The 20,420-nt window shown below is 49.3% G+C and carries 10 protein-coding genes and 1 pseudogene; 4 read left to right on the top strand and 7 right to left on the bottom strand.

Annotated features, from left to right (window positions below; all coding sequences use genetic code 11):
- Position 1: 1 nt before the first annotated feature.
- Together AC1ECB_RS07715 and AC1ECB_RS07710 are read right to left on the bottom strand one after the other, a co-directional pair.
- Complete coding sequence (locus tag AC1ECB_RS07715) at positions 2–1,360, bottom strand: HlyD family type I secretion periplasmic adaptor subunit (protein WP_485668162.1); 1,359 nt, start codon at positions 1,358–1,360, stop codon at positions 2–4.
- 2 nt (positions 1,361–1,362) lie between these two features.
- Complete coding sequence (locus AC1ECB_RS07710; protein WP_485668161.1) at positions 1,363–3,516, bottom strand: peptidase domain-containing ABC transporter; 2,154 nt, start codon at positions 3,514–3,516, stop codon at positions 1,363–1,365.
- 804 nt (positions 3,517–4,320) lie between these two features.
- Between AC1ECB_RS07710 and AC1ECB_RS07705 the strand changes: the two genes are divergently transcribed.
- The 3 genes from AC1ECB_RS07705 to AC1ECB_RS07695 all read left to right on the top strand — a co-directional run bounded on the left by AC1ECB_RS07705 (position 4,321) and on the right by AC1ECB_RS07695 (position 8,243).
- Positions 4,321–5,685 carry a fibronectin type III domain-containing protein gene (locus AC1ECB_RS07705; protein ID WP_485668160.1) on the top strand — a complete coding sequence of 455 codons (1,365 nt, stop codon included), beginning with the start codon at positions 4,321–4,323 and terminating at the stop codon, positions 5,683–5,685.
- A 90-nt stretch (positions 5,686–5,775) separates the two neighbouring features.
- Positions 5,776–6,816 carry a calcium-binding protein gene (locus AC1ECB_RS07700; protein ID WP_485668159.1) on the top strand — a complete coding sequence of 347 codons (1,041 nt, stop codon included), beginning with the start codon at positions 5,776–5,778 and terminating at the stop codon, positions 6,814–6,816.
- A 149-nt stretch (positions 6,817–6,965) separates the two neighbouring features.
- Entirely contained in the window at positions 6,966–8,243 is a 1,278-nt protein-coding gene (locus AC1ECB_RS07695; protein ID WP_485668158.1) for a fibronectin type III domain-containing protein, read from the top strand.
- Positions 8,244–8,392: 149 nt separating this feature from the next.
- Here AC1ECB_RS07695 and AC1ECB_RS07690 read toward each other — a convergent pair whose 3' ends face one another.
- The 4 genes and pseudogenes from AC1ECB_RS07690 to AC1ECB_RS07675 all read right to left on the bottom strand — a co-directional run.
- A complete protein-coding gene (locus AC1ECB_RS07690; protein ID WP_485668157.1) occupies positions 8,393–8,854 on the bottom strand; it encodes an OmpH/Skp family outer membrane protein in 462 nt (153 codons plus the stop codon).
- A gap of 26 nt (positions 8,855–8,880) precedes the next feature.
- On the bottom strand, positions 8,881–11,076 hold the full coding sequence (locus AC1ECB_RS07685; RefSeq protein WP_485668156.1) for a TonB-dependent receptor: 2,196 nt from the start codon (positions 11,074–11,076) through the stop codon (positions 8,881–8,883).
- A gap of 91 nt (positions 11,077–11,167) precedes the next feature.
- Positions 11,168–17,338, bottom strand: a complete 6,171-nt coding sequence (locus AC1ECB_RS07680) for a GLUG motif-containing protein (RefSeq protein WP_485669297.1) — start codon at positions 17,336–17,338, stop codon at positions 11,168–11,170.
- A gap of 150 nt (positions 17,339–17,488) precedes the next feature.
- A pseudogene (locus AC1ECB_RS07675) lies at positions 17,489–18,127 on the bottom strand (two-partner secretion domain-containing protein); the annotation flags it as partial.
- Here AC1ECB_RS07675 and AC1ECB_RS07670 point away from each other — a divergent pair.
- Positions 18,050–18,271, top strand: a complete 222-nt coding sequence (locus AC1ECB_RS07670) for a hypothetical protein (protein WP_485669423.1) — start codon at positions 18,050–18,052, stop codon at positions 18,269–18,271. The pseudogene AC1ECB_RS07675 and the gene AC1ECB_RS07670 sit on opposite strands and share 78 nt — an antisense overlap.
- A gap of 104 nt (positions 18,272–18,375) precedes the next feature.
- Here the strand turns inward: AC1ECB_RS07670 and AC1ECB_RS07665 are convergent, their stop codons facing one another.
- Positions 18,376–20,091 (bottom strand): ShlB/FhaC/HecB family hemolysin secretion/activation protein, encoded by a 1,716-nt coding sequence (locus tag AC1ECB_RS07665; RefSeq protein ID WP_485668155.1) that lies wholly within the window; start codon positions 20,089–20,091, stop codon positions 18,376–18,378.
- Positions 20,092–20,420 lie beyond the last annotated feature (329 nt).

Below are 20,420 nucleotides of genomic sequence, written 5' to 3'. Positions count from 1 at the left end.
TTTATCTCTCCCTTAACCCCTCGCTCTGGTATTGACGGAATGGGTCAAGGAAAAATTCAATAATCCGCTTTTGTCTGATTTTAATTTCAGCGGTGACACTCATACCCGGCCCGAGATAGACCTCGTGGTCATTAACCATAACCTTGTCTTTATCCAAACTGAGTGCAACCCGATATACACGACCCTTATCTTTGTCTTCTACCGCATCAGGACTAATTTCGACGACTTCACCATCAATTGTGCCATATTTCTGAAAGGTAAAGGTTTCTACTTTTACTTCGGCCCGCTGCGCCAGTTGAATAAAGCCAATATCCTTATTGGCAATCCATGCTTCCACTTCCAATTTTACATCGTCAGGCACAATTACCATCAAGGGTTGGGCCGCTGTCACCACTCCGCCGATGGTATGTACAGAAAGCTGTGTCACCCGGCCATCAACCGGCGAAACCATTCTTGAGAAGTTATCTGTCTCCTGGGCTTTTTTTAACTGTTCGATATAATCCTGCAATTGTCTGCGGTCATCAACCAGTTTAGTCGTAATATCACGGTTATTATCTGCCAGGACGCTTGCTAACTGGGCACGCGCCTGGCTGAGGGCCGATTCCTGACGAGCAATTTCCGAATCCTGGGCCACTAAGTTTTGTTCGATCTCCATGCGCTTGCCGCGATATTCAAGTACGGTGAACAGTGATATGGCATTTTCATTGTTCAGCTTTTCAATCCGTTCTTCCCTATCTTTGGCAATGTCATACTGTCCTGCCAACTTGATCTTATTCACCCGGGCGGCTTCCAGACTGGCCTGACTCTGCTCGATATTGGACTCGGCAGCAGTTGTTTTAGCTGTAAGCGCACTCATGCGGCTCTGGTAGAGGCTCATATGAAAGGCCAGGTCGTTGGCGTCGATATCTGGTCGAGTACCGACAGTAAAGGGAACGCCATCCCTTTCTGCCGTCAGTCGTTCAATTTCCAGCTTTAAGAAAGCTACCTGCTTTTTGAGCCGCGCCAAATCGGCAGCAGAAAAAGTAGGGTTTAACTCCAGTAACAGCTGCCCTTGTGTTACTTTTTCCCCATCATGAACATAAATGTCTTTGACAACACCTTTATCTTCAGCCTGGATGGTTTTTACATAGCCGACCGGAATGATTTTCCCTGGCGCTATCGCTACTTCATCGACCTGTCCCAGGATAGACCAGAGCAAGCCAACGATAACCAGCGCGAATAAAGTCCATAGCACACTCCGGCCTATTGGCGAAGGCGGCGTTTCAGTGACTTCCATAACTGCCGGTAAAAATTCCGTCTCGGTTTTATTCAGTTGCCCTTTATTCCGGCGTCTAAATAATTTTAATAAAGTAACAAACATTTTTATACCTCTTGTTGTATATATAGCTGATAGTATAACCCCTTACCGGCCATTAGTTCTTCGTGACTACCCTGTTCTATCACCTTCCCCCGGTCGATAACAAGAATCGTATCACAGTGTCTGACGGTAGATAGCCGGTGTGCAATCATTAGCAGCGTACGTCCTGCTGCAATCTGATTAAGGTTTTGCATAATAATGCGCTCTGACTGATAATCCAGAGCGCTGGTGGCTTCGTCAAAAATTAGAATACGCGGATTAAATAATAACGCCCTGGCAATGGCAATTCGTTGGCGCTGGCCGCCGGACAGCGCTGTCCCGCGTTCGCCAACCTTGGTATCATAGCCTTCCGGCAATTCCAGGATAAATTCGTGTGCCCCGGCGACCTCTGCCACTGTAATGATTTCTTCCATCGAGGCGCTGGGACGGGCAGTCGCGATGTTGTCCCGCACGCTGCCGCTAAAAAGATAATTTTCCTGGAGTACCACACCGATCTGTCGCCTAAGCCAGGCTGGTTCGACTTTGGCAATATCAATTCCGTCAACAAGCACCCGCCCTGCTTCGGGCAGATAAAGTCGCTGCACTAGTTTAGTCAGCGTACTTTTACCTGAGCCGGAACGCCCGACAATGCCGACGCGCATACCTGGTTTGATATTCAAATGAATACCGTTTAATACCACTGGTCCATCGATACTATAACGGAACGTTACATCTTCCAAAGCCACTGCTCCCTGCACTGCCGGCAAGCCGGCCTGTCTGGTACTATGCGCTTGCTCCGGCAGCGTATTTAGGATGTCGCCCAGCCGTTCAACCGATAGTCCAACCAACTGGAAAGACTGCCACATGCCTACCAGTCTAAGCAGCGGCGCATTTGCCTGTCCGGAGAGCATTTGAAAGGCTATCAACTGACCTACTGTCATTTTCCCTGCCATAACCATATGCCCGCCAAACCAGAGAATGCTGAAGCTGGACAGCCCCTGAATCAAGTTACTGCTATTGCTAATGACAATATTGAAGGTGGCACTAGTAAAGGTTGTCCGTACATATTTTGCCAGCAATTGTTCCCAGCGGTGATTGAACTGTGGTTCTATTGCCAGGGATTTCACCGTATGGATGCCGGTGACTGCCTCTACCAGAAAAGCGTTGCTTTCTGCACCGGCTGCCCATACGGCATCCAATCGCTCACGATACCTGGGAGTCGCAATGATGTTCTGCAGCAGATAGACCGGCAAGACAAGTAAGGCAATCGCGGTAAGTGATGCGCTATAATAGAACATCACTGCCAAAAATACAATAGAAAAAAATGTATCCATGACTACAGTCATGGCTGAACCAGTGAGGAAGTCGCGAATGGTGTTCATTGCCGCAACACGCATTAATGTATCGCCCACGCGCCTTTGCTCAAAGTATTTTAGCGGCAATGCGGCAATATGCCGGAATAGTTTGGTACCAAAAATGACATCCACCCGATTGGTTGTATGTACCGATAAATAGGTACGCAGAATGGTCATGCCTGTTTGGAATACGGCACAAACTATGAGGACTACTGCCAGTATGTTTAGTGTGGCCACGCCTTTATTTACAAGTACTTTATCAATGATAACCTGCGTGAAAAGCGGGGTTACCAGTCCAAATAGCTGCAGAAAAAAGGAAGCAAGTAAAATTTCTCCAAAAAAGCGTTTATATCGCAATAAAACAGGTACAAACCACGCTATATTGAAATGCCTTTCAGCATCTTTTATGCTGAAAGGACGAACAATTGTCACCAGTTCTCCAGACCATTCATTGATAAAATGTTCAAAAGAAATAACTTCCGGACGACCTCGATAAGGGTTGATGATCGATACTTTTTTATCATTGTTGCGCCCAACTACTACATAAACACCATCCTTCATAAGTGCAATAAATGGAATAGAGAGCTTTGGTAATTCTTCCGGCTGCGGCTGACGTTGTTTTGCCTTTAGCTTGAGATATTTCGCCGCACGCAAAATATCCCTGGTACCTAATGTTCGTTTTTCCAAACCGCAGGCTGCGCGGATTGTTTTCTCATTTGTAGACGTTCCCAACGCCTTGGCTGCTGTCACCAGACTAATTAGTGCTGTGTCCAGCTTTTCAACCCCATGGATATCAGATTGTTGTTTGGCTAATTCTCTTGTCATGCTTTACCTCGATCTAATAACCCTATTACTACAAATAAAATTAACAAAAACAAACTATATTGTACTACGAATTGTAATTTTATTAATTATTTTCGTAGTATTCTGCATTTATATTGAAATACCTGCCTATTTTGTGATAAATTTGAATTTTTCCATCTGCAAAAGGTTCTAATTGTATGCAAATCGCTGAAAAAGGCCATGATTCTCTGTAAAAGCAGAGAGTCACGGCCCTTTTGTTACTTTTTACAATATAACTATATCAATTTAAAACATACTATAATAAATTAAATCAAACAATAACGATCTCAATGGTTTAAAATTTTTCAACATAAACAAATAAACATTGACAAAACAGAACATATGGGGGTAAAATGTAATTACTTGGAAATAATGTTAATAAATTATTAATCTGTAAATAAAGTCTTAGTGTCGAACTTTGTCCAGGCATAAGGAATGGACAAGCCTTAACGCTTGTCTATTGAACTAAAGTTGATCCAAAACAGCTTTAGAAGGCCAATTCTAAGTCGGGCTCTTGCTTTCTGGTGCGAAAAGAGTTACCGGTTGGAGATTAAGCCGCCATGCGCATTTGCATCCCGACTTAATTTTTAATAAGAAGCTGCTACAAAACCCATTGCGGCAATTCATGACTCAATACCACAATATAGTGGGTTACCCAATTAACCCGCTACACAATATCGCACTTCAATAAGTGTCCGGGGTGAGTTTTGCAACAGATATCTGGAAGAAAGAGAGGTGATGTAACGTCCTGGTCCCAATTAGCAAAAATTTAAGGAGGTTAGAAGAATGTTTAATGGATTACTGAAAAAAAGTGCCAAACTAGTTGCCGCGCTCGCACTTGGCGTGGCAGTGAGCCTGGTGGCGGTTCCTAGTTCCTTCGCGCTGAATCGCGATGGCAGCACAGGGGTAAGCGGCCACAAGCCATTGAGCTTTACCGGCTACCAGTATGTGGATAGAACTCACGTGGCTATTTTCATTGACAAAACAATAACCGCCCCAGCCAAACCAGGAGCCATTGACGGCGAATGTGATAAGAGCATGTTTACCATCACACAACATACTAATGGCGCGCCTATTACCGTCACCAACGCCGTGTACAATACTACCGAAAGTGACCACCTTGGCTACAGCGGCTGCATCGACCACGGCCTGGACAAGGGCACGACAATCACCTTAACTCTGGGCTCGCAGTTGTCTTACGACACTCTGTATGACGTAAAGATGCAAAATACTCTCTTCGCGAACCAATCGCTGAATAATTTCAATAATAACCAGTCTGATCCCAATCTGTACGACACTAACTTTACTTTCAGGACACCGACAGCGACTGGAACTTACAGTAATACCACACCTTATGTCACCTATATCGTAGGTGGTGTGCCCACATCCTCATTAAGCGGCGGAGCAACAAACGTGTCCTATGAGTCCAGTCTGACTGTCGTTTTTGACCGGCCCATTCTTGCCAGCACACGTGATACTTTTTTAGCCAACTTAAGTAATAATTACAAAAGAGGCGGAGTAAAAGTAGTACAGGCAACCGGCAACTGCCTAACCACAGACTTCCCCACAGCCGAAACACATTACCCGACCTCTAACAACAAGAATAACGTGAACACTACCTTCTACTTCCCTGGGACAAATTACCCCGGATATTGGAGCACGCACGAAACCCCTGCTCTTAAACAATGGTCCTTTAACAGAAAAAATCCGGGCAGCTACAGCTACACGCTGGCTCTGCCAAGTTTCACCGACACGAGCAACCATACTTTCACCAGCTTCATCAACGCCCGTACAAGCACCGGCAACACTCAGAACTCCACTACCGGGTACACTTTCAGCACAGTAACCGCTGACCTTCCCGGCCATACAAACCAGATCACTGTTGCCCCCACTGCCATTGCCGGCCAGTTATTGGTAACCTGGGATCCCAATAAAATCGAGCCAACCCCAACCGGAGTTAAAATATACGTAACCAGCGGCAACAAGTGGACGTCAACTTATCAGGTGAAAGCCTATACCAGTTCATCCTCGACAAGTAGTAAGGTTATTACTGGTCTTACCTCAGGCACGCTATATTGGGTTCGCATAGCGGCTTACAACAGTATCGGAACGACAGGCTTCTCCCAAGAATTCTCAGGCACACCTCTATAATAGGCACCTCGGTTAAGCTTATGCCCCGGTTCTCGCAGCCGGGGCATATACCCATAATACCAAAATACAAAATTTCAGGGAGGGAATAATATGGCTATCGATTATGGCACCAACGGTAACAATTTTATATTCGGAGGCAGCGAACCTGATGAGATTTATGGCTTAGACGGCAATGACTTTCTTATCGGCAATGATGGCGATGACTATATTTATGGCGGCACCGGTAATGACGTACTCCTGGGCGGGAGCGGCAATGACTTTCTGGATGGCGCCGAAGGTTATGACTTTCTTGACGGTGGTACCGGCAATGACACACTCCTTGGTTCAGACGGCAATGACTTTCTTTTCGGCAATGCAGGCGACGACTATCTGGACGGCGGCGAAGGCGATGACATACTTGCGGGCGGAATCGGCATTGACACGCTTTACGGTAGGAACGGCAATGACGTGCTCTTTGGTGGGAGCGACAATGACACGCTTTACGGCGGCAGCGGTAATGACACGCTTGCGGGCGGAAAAGGCGATGACGTTCTTTACGGCGATGATGAGGACGCTCTTGCGGCTGGCGATGACTACCTGGACGGCGGTGCCGGCAACGACACGCTCTGGGGTTATAGCGGCAATGACTTTCTTTCCGGCGATGAAGGCGATGACTATATTCTTGGCGGCACCGGCAATGACACCCTTTCAGGCGGAACCGGCAACGACTTTCTGACCGGTGATGAGGGCGATGACATTATTCTTGGTGGAACAGGCAATGACACGCTCTGGGGTTGGACTGGCAACGACACCCTAGCCGGCGGTGAAGGCAGTGATAGTCTGGACGCGGGCACTGGCAATGATACCTTGTTCGGCGGCGCGGGCGCTGACACCTACACCTTCCAAGGCGACTTCGGCAATGATATAATCGGCGCTTCTACTGACAACAGTGAGGACAGAATCGATTTAAGCGCATTTACCAGTTCCTCTGCCTCAGTCAGTATCGGCGGCACCGGCGGCGACGACCTCATCATTACCATCGGCACTAACACCGTGACAGTGGCCGACTGGAGTCAAAGTGACGGCAACAAGCTCAACAGCTTCACTTTCAGCGATGGCACCAAGACAACCAACGGCACAAGCTGGTTGTAAGGTAGGAATGATTTAATACAATTTCATAGTACAAGCACGCGAAGCAATCCCACAATCTTAGCAATTAGCAGGGGTTGCTTCGCCATATCTCCTCACGAATAACAGCAAAACCATAGGTAATATATACAAATAAATAGGGAGGCAAAACAATGATCAACCTGTTTAAATTGCTGTTTAAGAACAGCGCCAAAATAACTGCCGCGCTCGTACTTGGTGTGGCGTTGAGCATGGCAGGGGCTCCCAGCGCTTTGGCGCTGAACCGCCAAAGCGATACTGATGGGCCATTTAGCTTTACTGGTTATCAGTATGTGGACAGAACTCATGTGAAGGTCTTTTTTGACAAAGAAATCAAAGAATATGATAAGTGTATGTTTACCATCAAACAACATACTAACGGTGGTCCTATTTCCGTGACCGACGTTGTCAAGTCCTCCGACGGTAGCAGCGGCTGTACCACCATTGGGTTGGACAAGGGCACGACACTCACCTTAACCCTTGGCTCGCAGTTGTCTTACGACACTCTGTATGACGTAAATATGCAAAATACTCTCTTCGCAAACCAATCGCTGAACAATTTCATTAATAACACGACGGATCCCAATCTGTTCGACACCAACTTTACCTTCAGAACACCAACATCAGCAGGAACTTACAGTAATACCACACCTTATGTCACCTATATGGTAGGTGGCGTGCCCAAGTACTCATTAAGCGGCGGAGCAACAGACGTGTCCTATGAGTCCAATCTGACCGTCATTTTTGACCGGCCCATTCTTGCCAGTACACGTGATACCTTCTTAAGCGCCTTAAGCAATAACTACAAAAGAGGCGGGGTAAAGGTAGTACAGGCAACCGGCCTGTGCCAGACCTCAGACTTTCCGCAGGCCGAAACTCATTATCCGGACTCCAACAATATGAATAACGTGAACAATACCTTCTACTTCCCTCAGACAGATTATTGGATTCCCGAACATGAAAAATATGCCTTTAACAGATGTAATCCGGGCAGCTACAACTACACACTGGATCTGCCAAGTTTCACCGACACGAGCAACCATACTTTCACCAGTTTCATTAATGCCCGTACAAGCACCGGCACCACTCAGCACTCCACTACCAGGTACACTTTCAGCACAGTTACCGCTGACCTTCCCGGCTATATAAGTCAGATCACCGTTGCCCCTACTACCATCGCTGGCCAGTTAAAGGTAACCTGGGATTACAATAAAATCGAGCCAACCCCAACCGGAGTTAAAATATACGTAACCAGCGGCAACAAGTGGACGTCGACTTATCAGTTAAAAAGCTATACCAGTGCAACTATTACCGGACTTACCTCAGGCACGCTATATTGGGTTCGCGTTGCACCTTACAACAGCATAGGGACGAGAGGCTTCTCCCAAGAATTCTCAGGAACGCCCCTATAATAAAGTTCCTGCTTCTCTAGTCTCAACTTTCATTATAACAAAGCTTTCTTAAAACTTTCTTAAATGATACGAAAAATGATACTACTTTGTTTTTATTAGTACATCCAACAACAAAGAGTGCGGCAATTGCCGCACTCTTTGTTTATCGTCTATTTTCCGGTAATCTTCTTTAGTACTTCATCAGTGATATCCAGCCCGCCATAAGCGACAATATCTTTTTGTATGACAATCTTCAGTCCTTTCGCTTCGCCCGTTTCTTTAATGGCGGCATTGACTTTGTCGGCGATGGCGATCATTAGGGTCTGTCGCTTCAGTTCGACGCGCTGTTCGAGTTGGGCGATGAGGTCCTGTTTTTCTTTATCGCTGAGATTGGCTGCTTGGGCGGCTAATTCTTTATTCGCCTGCTCGCTTGCGGCTTTTAGCGCTTCATTGGCCTGCGGCATGTCCGGATGACTGGTCATGAGCCGATCGTAGTCTACGACGCCCACCGTGGCTGCCGGCGCGGCGGTGGCTGTGCCGGCAGCCATAATAAGGCTTACCAGGAGTACGACCACCCAGACGGCAGCCGGGTTCAACAGGCTGATTTTTTTCTGGTTCTTTACTAGCTGCATGATAACGGAACCTTCCTTTCCTATTGTTAAAAACTAATATTGGTGCCGAACTCGACATATCGGCCAGGGGCAACAAGATAATATCCGGAGTAATACTTCTTATCCAACAGGTTAGTGACTCTAACATAGTACTCTTCGTTATTTATCTGCTTGCTGACTTTAAGATCAACGGTATGGTGGCCCGGTATAGTCAAAGGCTTTGCTAGATTGGATTCGCCATTGCCATTACCATTGCCGGTGGAGAATTGACTTTGGTAGGAGCCCACATAGTTCATTGACAGGTAGGCATTGACGCCGTCCTGGCCGGTGTAGTTAAAGCCATAAGAGAATTTCCGCGATGCAATATCACATACTTGATGCGCTACAATCGGATCCCAGGCATTGGTGTAGGAATAACTTAGAAACCCTTTGATTCGTTTGCCGATTTTATGACTGACTTCCGCCTCGAAGCCATGCATCTGGACACTGGGTATGTTGTAATAGTAAAGAGTACCCGAATCCGCATAGGCATAAGCTTGTCCTTTAATCATGTTCGTGATGTTTTTGCTGAAATAAGTGACGTCAAATTTCAGCCCGGAATGAAACGTGTGCGTTAGTCCAATCTCCCGGTTAATGGCTTCTTCCGGCAATACATACGTACAAGTAGATGAGGCTTGATGCCATTTTCCATCAGCCCATTTGTACAAAAATTGCGGTGGATCATAAGTTTTACCTGTATAAGGGTCATTCTTAAAATAATCATACTCGTTAGACACTCCGTATGCTCCGCCAGGGTGTAACCTTTCCGAGACATTAGGCCATCGGTAGCTTTTGCCAAACGCACCATGCAACGCTGTTTTGTCAGTTAGCGCATAGTTAAAGTTAATTTCCGGTTTATCAGCAGTCCCTTTACCGCGTTGATCAGGCAAAGCTAGTCTAGAAAATTGATGTATGCTCGCATAGTCGTTTAGATCGTCATGCCTGACACCAAAATTGACGGCCAGTTTGCGGCTGATATTGGCAGTATCTTGCAGATAAAAGCTTTTGGCGGTGCAATCATATATTGAGCGATCAGTTCCCAAATAATAAATGGGGACGCCCCCCGGTTTCGGGTCGTTATACTTCAAAACCGCATCTTGCCGCTGATAATAATTCTTCTCCTCATGGGTATAACCCCAAGTGATGGTGTTGGCCCGGCTTGTTCTAATTATATTTTGTAATTCAAAGCCTTTTACCGTGCCATCTGTATATATGTGGGCCCAATCATGATTTATGTCTGCTACGGCACCCTGTAACCAGCCAAAACCTTTTAAGTGACTGTTTTCATTGGTGCGGTACAATCTCAGGCTTAGATCGCTGTTGCTGGTAAGCTTTTGGTTATAGAGCATACCGACATATTTGTTCTTCCAGGGCTCATATTCCCAATTATAAGTGTAAGACAAATAATCACCTGAGGATACCGTAGCCAAACCACTTTTTCTTAAAATCATGCCGGTGGCAGGGTCAATGCGGTTGGCAATCTGATAGTTTCTTTCGGTATATGATCCTACTATGGTCACTGAAGCTTTGGGACTAATATCAAAGTTGAATTTACCGTCAAAGTAGTCGTCTTTCCCCTTGGCATGAGCAGTATACCCGTCGGTATTTTCTTTCTTGACGTCCACAAGATAACTGAGCTTGCCATTTTTCCCGGATGCGGAGGCAAAAATGCTCTTTTCCCGGTGACTGCCTGTGGTAATGCTTACTGTCTGACCGGCTTTATCCCCGGCTTTTTTAGTGGTGATATAGATGATTCCGCCAGGCGCATTGGTGCCGTAAATAACTGGCACGGCACCTTTGATTACCTCAATTTTTTCAATATTTTCCGATGGAATGGCGCGTAGATCCACCTTGCCGTCCCCCACCGGACTTAGTGGTATGCCGTCAACAAACACCCGGGTATTTTCCGCATCGCTGCCGCGAAACATGGCAATGGCTTTGCCTTGGGCATCATTGCTGGTAATATATAAGCCTGATACATCCTTCAAGGCTTCGGCCACGTTGCGAGCCCCCTGGGCTTTGATCTCGTCGGCATTAACAACCGTGATATTGACAGGATTAAGTTGCTTAATCCTGTCAGCCGTTACTTCTACTTCTTCGACGTCGCTGCTGGTGTTGGCCGCCTCTTCCGCGTTTGCCACTGGCGCAAAACTGGAATATAGCAGCATGACGCTTACGATAACCGACAGCTTGCTTTTTTTCATTGAATTTCCCCCTCATATAGGATTAACTGCCAAGGATGCCAAAGCGCATCCTTGGCGTTAATAAACTCCCCTAAACTCCTTTAACTACGATTTATTTTTCCGCCGCCGGTGCAGCAGGCTCACTGCCTGGTGCCGAATTTACCGAGCCGGTTTGTTGCTCTACCGTGATCTGGCTGGCGTCAACGGCAGCCAGGGCCACGCCGGTGCCGTTGACAGTCAGGAACGGGAGGTTCGAGGTGATAAGACTTGGCACCCTGGTGGTCGCAGCTCCCAGACCCCGCCCTTGGGCATTGTAGCGGTAGGCCTCAGTGATCGCCGCCGAGCGTCTTGCCTGGGATGGCGTCAGTGGCCGGAGGGCTGACGTGAGTGCCGAATAGACAAAACCATTGCCGGTAGCCGGGACTGCTTCGCCATAGGTTGTTCCCCACTGCGTAAAGCCGCCGGTCAGCCCGCCTCGGCCATCATATACTTGATCAATGCCAGCTAAATAATTTTTGAAATAGTCAGCCCAGACCCCGTAATATTCATTGAGCAATTTTGAGTATTTTGGCTGTTCATAGAATAGTATGGAGGACCGCAAAAGATACTGGTCAGGGGCATAAACCAGCCAACGCCCGCTGCCGGCCTTGAGCACATTAGCTCCGCCGTTGTTGAGAAAACCCTTATTGGCGACCAGGGTAACATTACCGCTGGCAGAAAATTGCCCACCTTTGCTGATAAGCAAATTGCGGTCGGTGATGTAGGTAATGTCGCCGCCGATGGCGGTGATATGTGTGCGGATCTCATCAACATCAGAACGTACTTTGTTCTGATCGCCAAAACTCCGTACGTAACTCGGATCATTTGCATAAAAAAAGGCATACCCACTGCCGGGATTAGTAATAGTAATTGAACCATATGCCGTCAGGTTATTGATGAAGAGAGGATGATTATATGCGAGTCCAACGTTTCCGCTGTCATACTCTGGGGTACAAAAAAAATTGTAGCCTTGGAAGTCGCCGTTTACTACTAGGTCTTCCCCTGAATAGGAAAAAACACTGTCCTCTGTCGGTACCGCAGGAATACTACTGATCGGGAAGCTGCCGCCATTGACGATCAGCGTATTGCGGATCAGATTGCCATTGGCTACGCCGTTGCTGCCGTAGCGGTAGAGAGCGTTAGCCTTGTAATTGCTGTCGCCGGTTACATAGTACTCTAGCAAAGTGTTGTCTGGCACTGTAAGGGATGATGGTACAGTCATATAATAGAAGCCGTTGGCCGCGACAGTAGTAAGCTGAATCGTACCAAGTGTAGTTCGTCGAGCTTCATAAAAATGATTATTTGTATCCCAGAGAATAATATCGATAGTTTTGCCGCTACCGCCTCCCTGCACTATTCCGGAGATAAACTTCGGGGTACCATCGAACTGCCAGGTAAGGTAGGGGAAGGAGGTGCCGTTGACAATATTCCAGGTATTGGTCAGATCCCAGCCGGCATAGGTGCTGCGCTGCATCATTTCGGCCATTGTCAGTCCTTTGACGCTGTCCGCCGAGCCGGAGCCGACCCCCTTGGGCTGCCCGGCAATTTCCGTATTCCAATAGCCGTTGTTAATCTTACCGGTACTGCCATTCAGACCGACCAGCGCGCCAACGGTGCTGTTAGAGCCGGTGGCTGATAGCGGGGTGATCGTGTAGGAGTAGCTAATATCGCCGTCGTTTTCGCCCACCAGGCCACCGACGATGTTGTTGCTGCCGCTTGCAGTCAGCATAAAGGTACTATTGTAGGAGTTGGCGATGCTGCTGCCCAGTGCATTCAAGCCCACCAGGCCGCCGACCCGGTTGCCGTCACCGGCGGCGGTTATCAGGGCGGCATTGTAGCAGCCGGTGATGGTGCTGTAGTTTTTCCCGGCCAGGCCGCCCGCCCAGTTATCGGTGGCGTTGACTGTTGTTACCACCGTGCCGGCATTGTAAGAGTTTATTATGCTGCCGCCTTGAAGGTTTTCACCTACCAGGCCACCGATGGCATTATCGGCGGCATCGCTGGTTATCGCGCCGGTGTTGTAGGACTTTATAATACTGCCATAGTTTTTGCTTGCCAGACCGCCGATGGCGCTATTGGCGACAGTAGTGGTGATCGCGCCGGTATTGTAGGAATCACCCTTGATAGTGCCGTAGTTTTCCCCCACCAGGCCGCCGATTATATTGCCGGCGAAATTATTGGTCAACGCACCGGTATTGTAGGAACCGGTAATGGTCTTTTTGTTTTTTCCCACCAAACCGCCGAGAATAGTATTGCTGCTATTGGTGATAACTACGCCTTTATTGTAAGAAGAGGTAATGGTGCCGTCATTTTCGCCGACCAGGCCGCCCACTGTCGTTTCGGCGGCGTAGCTGGTCACGGTGCCGGCAGCAGTGCCGTTCATCCAGTCGGCATCCGCATTGTAGGAACCGGTGATATCACCGGTATTGATCCCCGCCAGGCCGCCGACTGTGCTGCCGACGGCATTGGCGTTTACCATGCCGGCATTGTAGGAACTGGTAATGGTGCCGTCATTTTCACCGGCGAGGCCGCCGACTATGTCCTTGTCGGCATTGCCATTCACCGTACCGCCGCCGGCACCCCACATGCCAGCGGCATTGTAGGAGCCGGTAATGCTGCCGGTATTGCTCCCCGTCAGACCGCCGACTTTGCTGCCCGCGCCCCCGGCAACTGTTTCCACTGTGCCTTTGTTATAGCTGTTGGCAATACTGCCGGCGTTGGTCCCCGCCAAGCCGCCGACATTGCCTGTGCCGCTAACCATACCGGCGTTATAGCTATTTATCATAATCCTGCCGCTATTCAGGCCCGCCAGGCCGCCGACATTGCCTGTGCCGCTAACCATGCCGGCGTTGTAGCTGTTTACTATATCGCCGTTATTCAGGCCCACCAGGCCGCCGACAGTGGTAACACCGCTGACAGTGCCGGTAATGTAGGCATGGAAGATGCTGCCGCCATCGTTATAGCCTGCCAGACTGCCGACATACGTGTTATTAGCTCCGCCGGTGATAGTTACATCGCAAAGGCCGATACTGCTGATAGTCGCGTTCTTAACATAGCCAAACAGACCGACTGCCGCTGCGGCCGGGTCGTTAATCATAAGTCCGTTGATGGTGTACCCGGCACCGACTAAAGTACCGGTAAAGGGAGTGTCGCTGCTGCCGATGGATGCAAAGCCAGTGGTTGTATTCCACATGCCGGACGCCCTGGTAAGCTCGCTCATGCCGATGTTGCTGCCAAGGGTGTAATCGGCATTTAGATCTGCGGCCATTAACTGCAGTTGGTGAGCGTTGGTGATGGCGGAAACGTTCTCTGACCACAGGAAGGGGCGGGTATGACCGTCAATCATGAACCATGTTTTGGTAAAGTCTAAACCATGTTCTGCCAGGTATGCTTTGTCCATCATCTGGGCTGTTGTCAAACCAGTAACACCGGAGTTGCTGCCGCTGCCTACGCCTTCGGCTTGGACAGAGGTTTCTTTATCCCAGTAGGAATCGGTGACTTTGCTGTCACTGCCGTTATAGCCGATAAAGCCGCCGACCGAACTGCCGGCATCGCCGGTAACCTGACCGGTACTGTAAGAATTGGTAATCTGTTTGTCATTTTCCCCGGCCAGACCGCCAACTTTGCCGTTGCTGCCGCTACCGGTGACCTGGCTGGTGGTATAGGAGGTTGTTACTGTGCCGTCATTAAGACCGACCAGACCGCCCACTGTGCCGTAACCACTGACGGCACCGGTACTGTAGACATTGCTGATGCTGCCGCCGCTGTTATAGCCGACCAGACTACCGACATAGGCACTGGTGGCCCCGCCGGTGATATTGGCGTCATACAAACCGACGTTGCTAATGGCCGCGTCCTTAATATAGCCGAACAGGCCCACCTCAGAAGACGCGGGGTTGGTGATGGTTAGCCCATTGACGGCATACCCGTTGCCGTTTAAAGTGCCGGTAAAGGGTGTGGCACTACTGCCGATTGGCATAAAGCCGCTACGAGCCATGATATTGCCACTCATGTCGATGTTGCCGGCCAGGGTGTAATGCTCACTCAGATTCTTGGCCATTAACTGCAGCTGGTGGGCATTGGTGATTGTGGTACTGTATTCCCACTGCAGGAAGGGGCGAGTATAACCGTCCACCATATACCACGTCTTGTCAAAGTTGAAACCGCTGTAGCTGCTGGCTTTATAAGGGTCGCTACCTGCCGCCGACAGGCCGGTAATCCCGGTGATGCTGCTGTCGTCGTAGCTACCGGTTTTTTGCCCGGAAGTGTCGATATCCCAGTAGGAACCGCTGATGCAATTTTCACCTTGAATATACCCGACAAAACCGCCGACCATGCTGCCATCGCTGCCGGTTACCTTACCTGCGCTGTAGCTGCCGGTAATAGTGATATTGTTGGCGTCGTTGATTATCCACCCGACCAGACCGCCGCTGCCCCAGCCACTGTTATTTACCGCACTGGTGCTGTAGCTACTGGTAATCTGGCCGCCGGACATAAGCCCGACCAGACCGCCGCTGACCCCGGCACCGCTGGTTACAGCACCGGTGCTGTAGCTACTGGTAATCTGGCCGCCGGACATATACCCGACCAGACCACCGCTGAACTGAGAATCGTCACCAGTTACTACTGCACCTGTACTGTAGCAATTCTCAATGCTACCAGTGTCAGCATTCCTCCCCACCAAGCCTCCAACCTCCACCTTTTTGGAATTAATGGTCACAGCACTCGTACTGTAGGAATTTTTAATACTGCCATTGCTACTGTTGTACCCCACCAAGCCGCCCGCTGCTATTTCGCCGTCAGTATAAATGTTTTTGACAGGAAAGTTGACTGAGCCTGTGGCGTAACTATTTTCGATGTTGCCGCCTGAGTTGTAGCCGACAAGGCCGCCGACAAAATTACCTATGCAATCAGTACTATCGATGACGCTTTGGATTGCGACCGTACTGTAGGAATTGGTGATATTGCCTTGTGAATGACCCACCAGGCCCCCGATATAAGTACTGTAATTGCCGATGATTGTGCCCGTAACATAGCAATTGGTGATGCTGCCACTTCCTAGCGATCCTGCCAAGCCGCCGACATATGCGGTAGAAGTCCTACTGGTTATGTCTACATTTTTTAGCCCCAGATTACGGATAGTCCCACCACCATTAACGCCAACAAACAAACCAACATACTTTTTCAACTGCGTACTATCATAGGCATTAATATACAACCCGTTGATCACATGCCCGTCGCCGTCAAAAATGCCAGTCATGTCGCTAAGATTAGTGTTAGTCTCGAACCGAGAATATGCCGGATTATACACAGATTCTTCCCATATACCGATTGGTACAAAACCCGCCCCACTGTTCCAACCGCGGGTAGCGCTGGCGTCGATATCTTTACCTAGGGCATAGACGCCATCCATATTGTTGCTGACGGCCTGGAGTTCGTTCACGTTATTCACCAGCATGTAAGCGGTGAGGTTGCCTGTGCCGCCGGCCGTCTTCTGTACATAAGACGAGTAGTCTTTGGGATTCTTATAGTCCTTCACGGTAGTCGCTGCCCCGTTGATCGTGGTAGTAGTTGTGCCGCTGGGGTTATAGTAGATGGACACTGCGCCGTCGGTGGTTACCTTGCCAGCGGTTCCGAAATTGACAGTACCTGTGCTGTCGGCGTCGCTATCCGCCCGCAGTACCACATTACCACTGCCGGTGCTTTTGACATTGGCATTGACGTTGATGTCGTTGTTGGCTTTGAGGGTAAGGGTATTGCCGCTTGTCCAGTTGGTCACATCGGCGGCGACGGTGATATCACCGGTGCCGGCGCCGTCGGTTGCCAGGGTGACGTTAGCGGAGTTTAGCTGGGTGCCCAGCTCGGTGACGTTATAGATATTGCCGCTAGTGGCACCGGTACTGATGGTGTACTCCCCGGGGTCCAGCAGCAGTGTTCCGGTTGTCCCGTTTGGTGCCCGGAGGTCAGTATAGCCTTTATAGAGGAGCGTCTTCTTGCCTGACACTTCAGCATTGCCGCCGTTGCCGCTTACCGCGCCGCCTGCGGCACTGATGCTGCCATAGAAATTGGTGGTATCATCCGCCCACACGACCACTTTGCCGCCGTTGCCGGCAACAGTGGCGTCAGCGTTGATGGTGGCGCCTTTGGCCACGGTGGTAGTTGTGGCGTTTTGTTCTGCGCCCTTGCCTTGGGCATTGCCGCCGATGAGCGCCGTACCGCCGCCGTTGGTGCCGGAGACGTCCACCTTGGCGGTATCAGTGAGGGCAACTTGGCCGCCCAGCACTTTGACCGTGCCGCCTGTCGCGCCCACGTTTTTACCTGAGGCGTCGAGGGTGCCGCTATTGGCTACCAGGCCATTGGTACCGCCGTCCAAAATAATCTCGCCATTAACGTTGTTAACACTCTGAGCCTGGATAATGCCGCTATTGTTGACCACCGTACGAGCCAGGGTGTTGGCCGCTTTGGCCGAGATAATGACCTGCCCGCCGTCTGCCTGGATGAGGTTATGGTTAGCAGCGCCGGCATCCAGCGCTGCCTGGTCCACCGCCAGACTGAGCAGCTTGTCACCGTTCATATCCAGCGTGACAACTTTGCCGGCCGCCAAGGCTACTGTGCCTTTGTTGGCAACAATAATACCTTCGTTTTTCACATCTGAGCCGAGCAGCGCCACATAGCCGCCATTTGCGGCGGTAATGGTTCCTTGGTTGACTACTGAGCCCAGGGTAGTGTCTTGGCCGGTGAATTTATATCTTCCCGCCATAAAATCGCTGTCAGATATATTGAGAGTAGATGCCGCCAGGCCGCCTACGTCAACCTTGGCGCCGGGAGCAAACAGGATGCCGTTGGGGTTGATGAGAAATACTTTGCCGTTGGCGGTCAGTGTGCCATAAATAGCCGAGGCATCGTTGCCGATGACTCGGTTTAAAGCAATGGAACTGGCGCTTGGCTGGATGAATTGCACCTTTTCTCCTGTGCCGATGTTGAAGGTCCGCCAGTTGATGCCCAGCTTATCCGTATTCTGAATGATAGTCATAGATTTGCCGTTCTGGGTAATGGTACCCGCACCGCTGATGATCGTGCCATCAGTAGAATTAGTAGCATAGGTGCTGGTCATGCCGACCAGCAGGATACCAGCCGTTGCCAATGGAACCAATACACATTTGGCCAGTGTTTTTAAAGGATTACCTGTTGAGTTTGGGTTTGTTACTCCTTTCTCCCGCCGGCTTGCTTTGCTACGCTCCCACTCGCGCTGCCATTTTCGTTGCATCTTTTATACCTCCTTTAAAAGTATCGAGTGCCTTTAAGCCACAAACGGCCTGATTTATCGTCATCCGAGGTTGCCCGGGCAGAACCCAGTCTCCAGGCGTAATCCACCCGGATGTCATAGTCTTTCCGGGTACTAATAAGTAGTCCAACTCCGGCGCCGGTGAGGGTACGGTTATTATCGCCCGCACCCGGTATAGGACTTTTATTGATTGTTACCCTGCCATTGTCGACAAAGACGGCCAGTTGGTAGGAAGGCGTCGGCAGATTCCAACGCAATTCGCCGGTTAAGAGGTAGCCCTGGTCGCCTGACGCTTCGCCTTGGGGATATGCTCTTACACCGTTGGCACCGCCGAGATAGATTTTTTCGGAGGAGTCGAGATTTTTGCTGGCCAATTGACCGGAGAAGCCGAGATAGAAGTTTAGCCGGTCATTTATGTATTGCAGGCGATTGAAGCTGAAGTTGCCTTTCGTGTAGGTGCCGGCAGTATTTAGCCCCTCTTTGTCAAAAGTTTTCGCTGAGTTGCCATAGGCATCCCGGCCACCGTCAATACCAAGACGCCCGGTTGCAATTGTCAATGCAAAGGTGTTGATGCCGCCGCCGTGGAATTTATCCTGGCTGTCGCCGCTCAGGCCGAGGATCAAGGAATTAGTATGCTTGCTGGTGAAGGCATTATTGAAGTAGTCGATGCGGTCTTTGAGTTTGCTATGCTCAAATCCGATTTGGGCATAGAGATTGCGGTTGCGGGAGCGGATAAGAGGATATTCGCCGTAGATAGTGGAGGATTTGGCTGTGCCGCTGGCATTAAGATCCTCGAATTCCCGGCCCAGGCTATAGTGCAATTGCGAATAGCCCACCCCCACCCGGGCGCCGCGATTCCCCGCCTGCATCAGGTAGCTGAAGTTGAAATTGTTCATGCCGTCACTTGATTTGTTGCCGCTGAGGTTAGCCATATCGCCTGCACCGCTGAGGTTATTGAAATTTAGGCTGATGTTGCCGCGGTCTTCACCGGTATAGCGGTTGCCGTAGTTGTCCATGGAAAACTCAGAGGTTAACAGGTTGGTGTCATTGATTTCCACAATAAGATCAGAGGTGCCGGTTGTTTTGCCTGGTGCCAGAGTGGCGTTGATACTGATGCCGCCAATATCGCTGATGAGCAGCAGGGTGCGGTCCAGGACATCTTGTTTTACATAGTCACCGATTTTTATTTGGCTGAGAAACCGGTTGGCCGCACTAGAAGAAAGTTTGGAATGATTACGAAGGTCAATGCTGCCGTATTGTCCTGGTACAACGGTGATTTCCACTATGCCGTTTTTGATTTTTTGGGCTGGAATATAGGCGTTGGCCACCATATATCCCCGGTCATTAAAGTATTGGGCAATACGAGCAGCTGTAATTTGCAGTTCATCCAAGTTTAATTCCTGGCCAATGGAGTCTTTTACTAAATCCTGTAGTTTGTCCTCGCTGTAGACGGTTTGTCCGGTGATATGAAAGCCGTTGACTTTGAACTTGATGCCTGCCGCCTGTGGAGGTGCCGTTTTTTGTTCCTGGGTGACTTCAATTTTGACATTGGTTTGGGGAGGAACGATCTTCTTGTGTTCTTTCACGCTGTCCATGATTACACCAGCATCAATTCTTTCGAGGGCGTAGGCCGGCAAGGCGGAACAGACGATAAGTGCTAAAGCCAAACTTAGGCCACGCTTACCAGTACATACTAATCGGTCTTTAAGCATAATCTCATCCTTTCTTGAGTAATTAATCGGATTCGGTTTTTTGCAGAGTCCCTTGGATAACATTCCTCCCCTGATAAATCAGGTGCTGCCGATATAGCTTTTGTTGGCAATGATATGATAACTTAACACCGATCTCACCTCCTTTATGAGTAGGCAGCTTTCTGGTTGCCGCCCATGTAGTTAGCGTTTGATTGCGCTATTTCGCTACTTCCGGGGACAGACGAGACGTATCAATTACGTGTCGAGCTAAAATAAACATAAGCAAATTAAAATAAACAATATTTAATGTTTGTTATCGATTATGTTTATTTATTGTTAGATATTTTTAC

Source organism: Sporomusa sp. 246TCP1, assembly GCF_057319775.1.
Note: the sequence above shows the minus strand (reverse complement) of the source record. Positions and strands in the feature narration are given on the sequence as shown.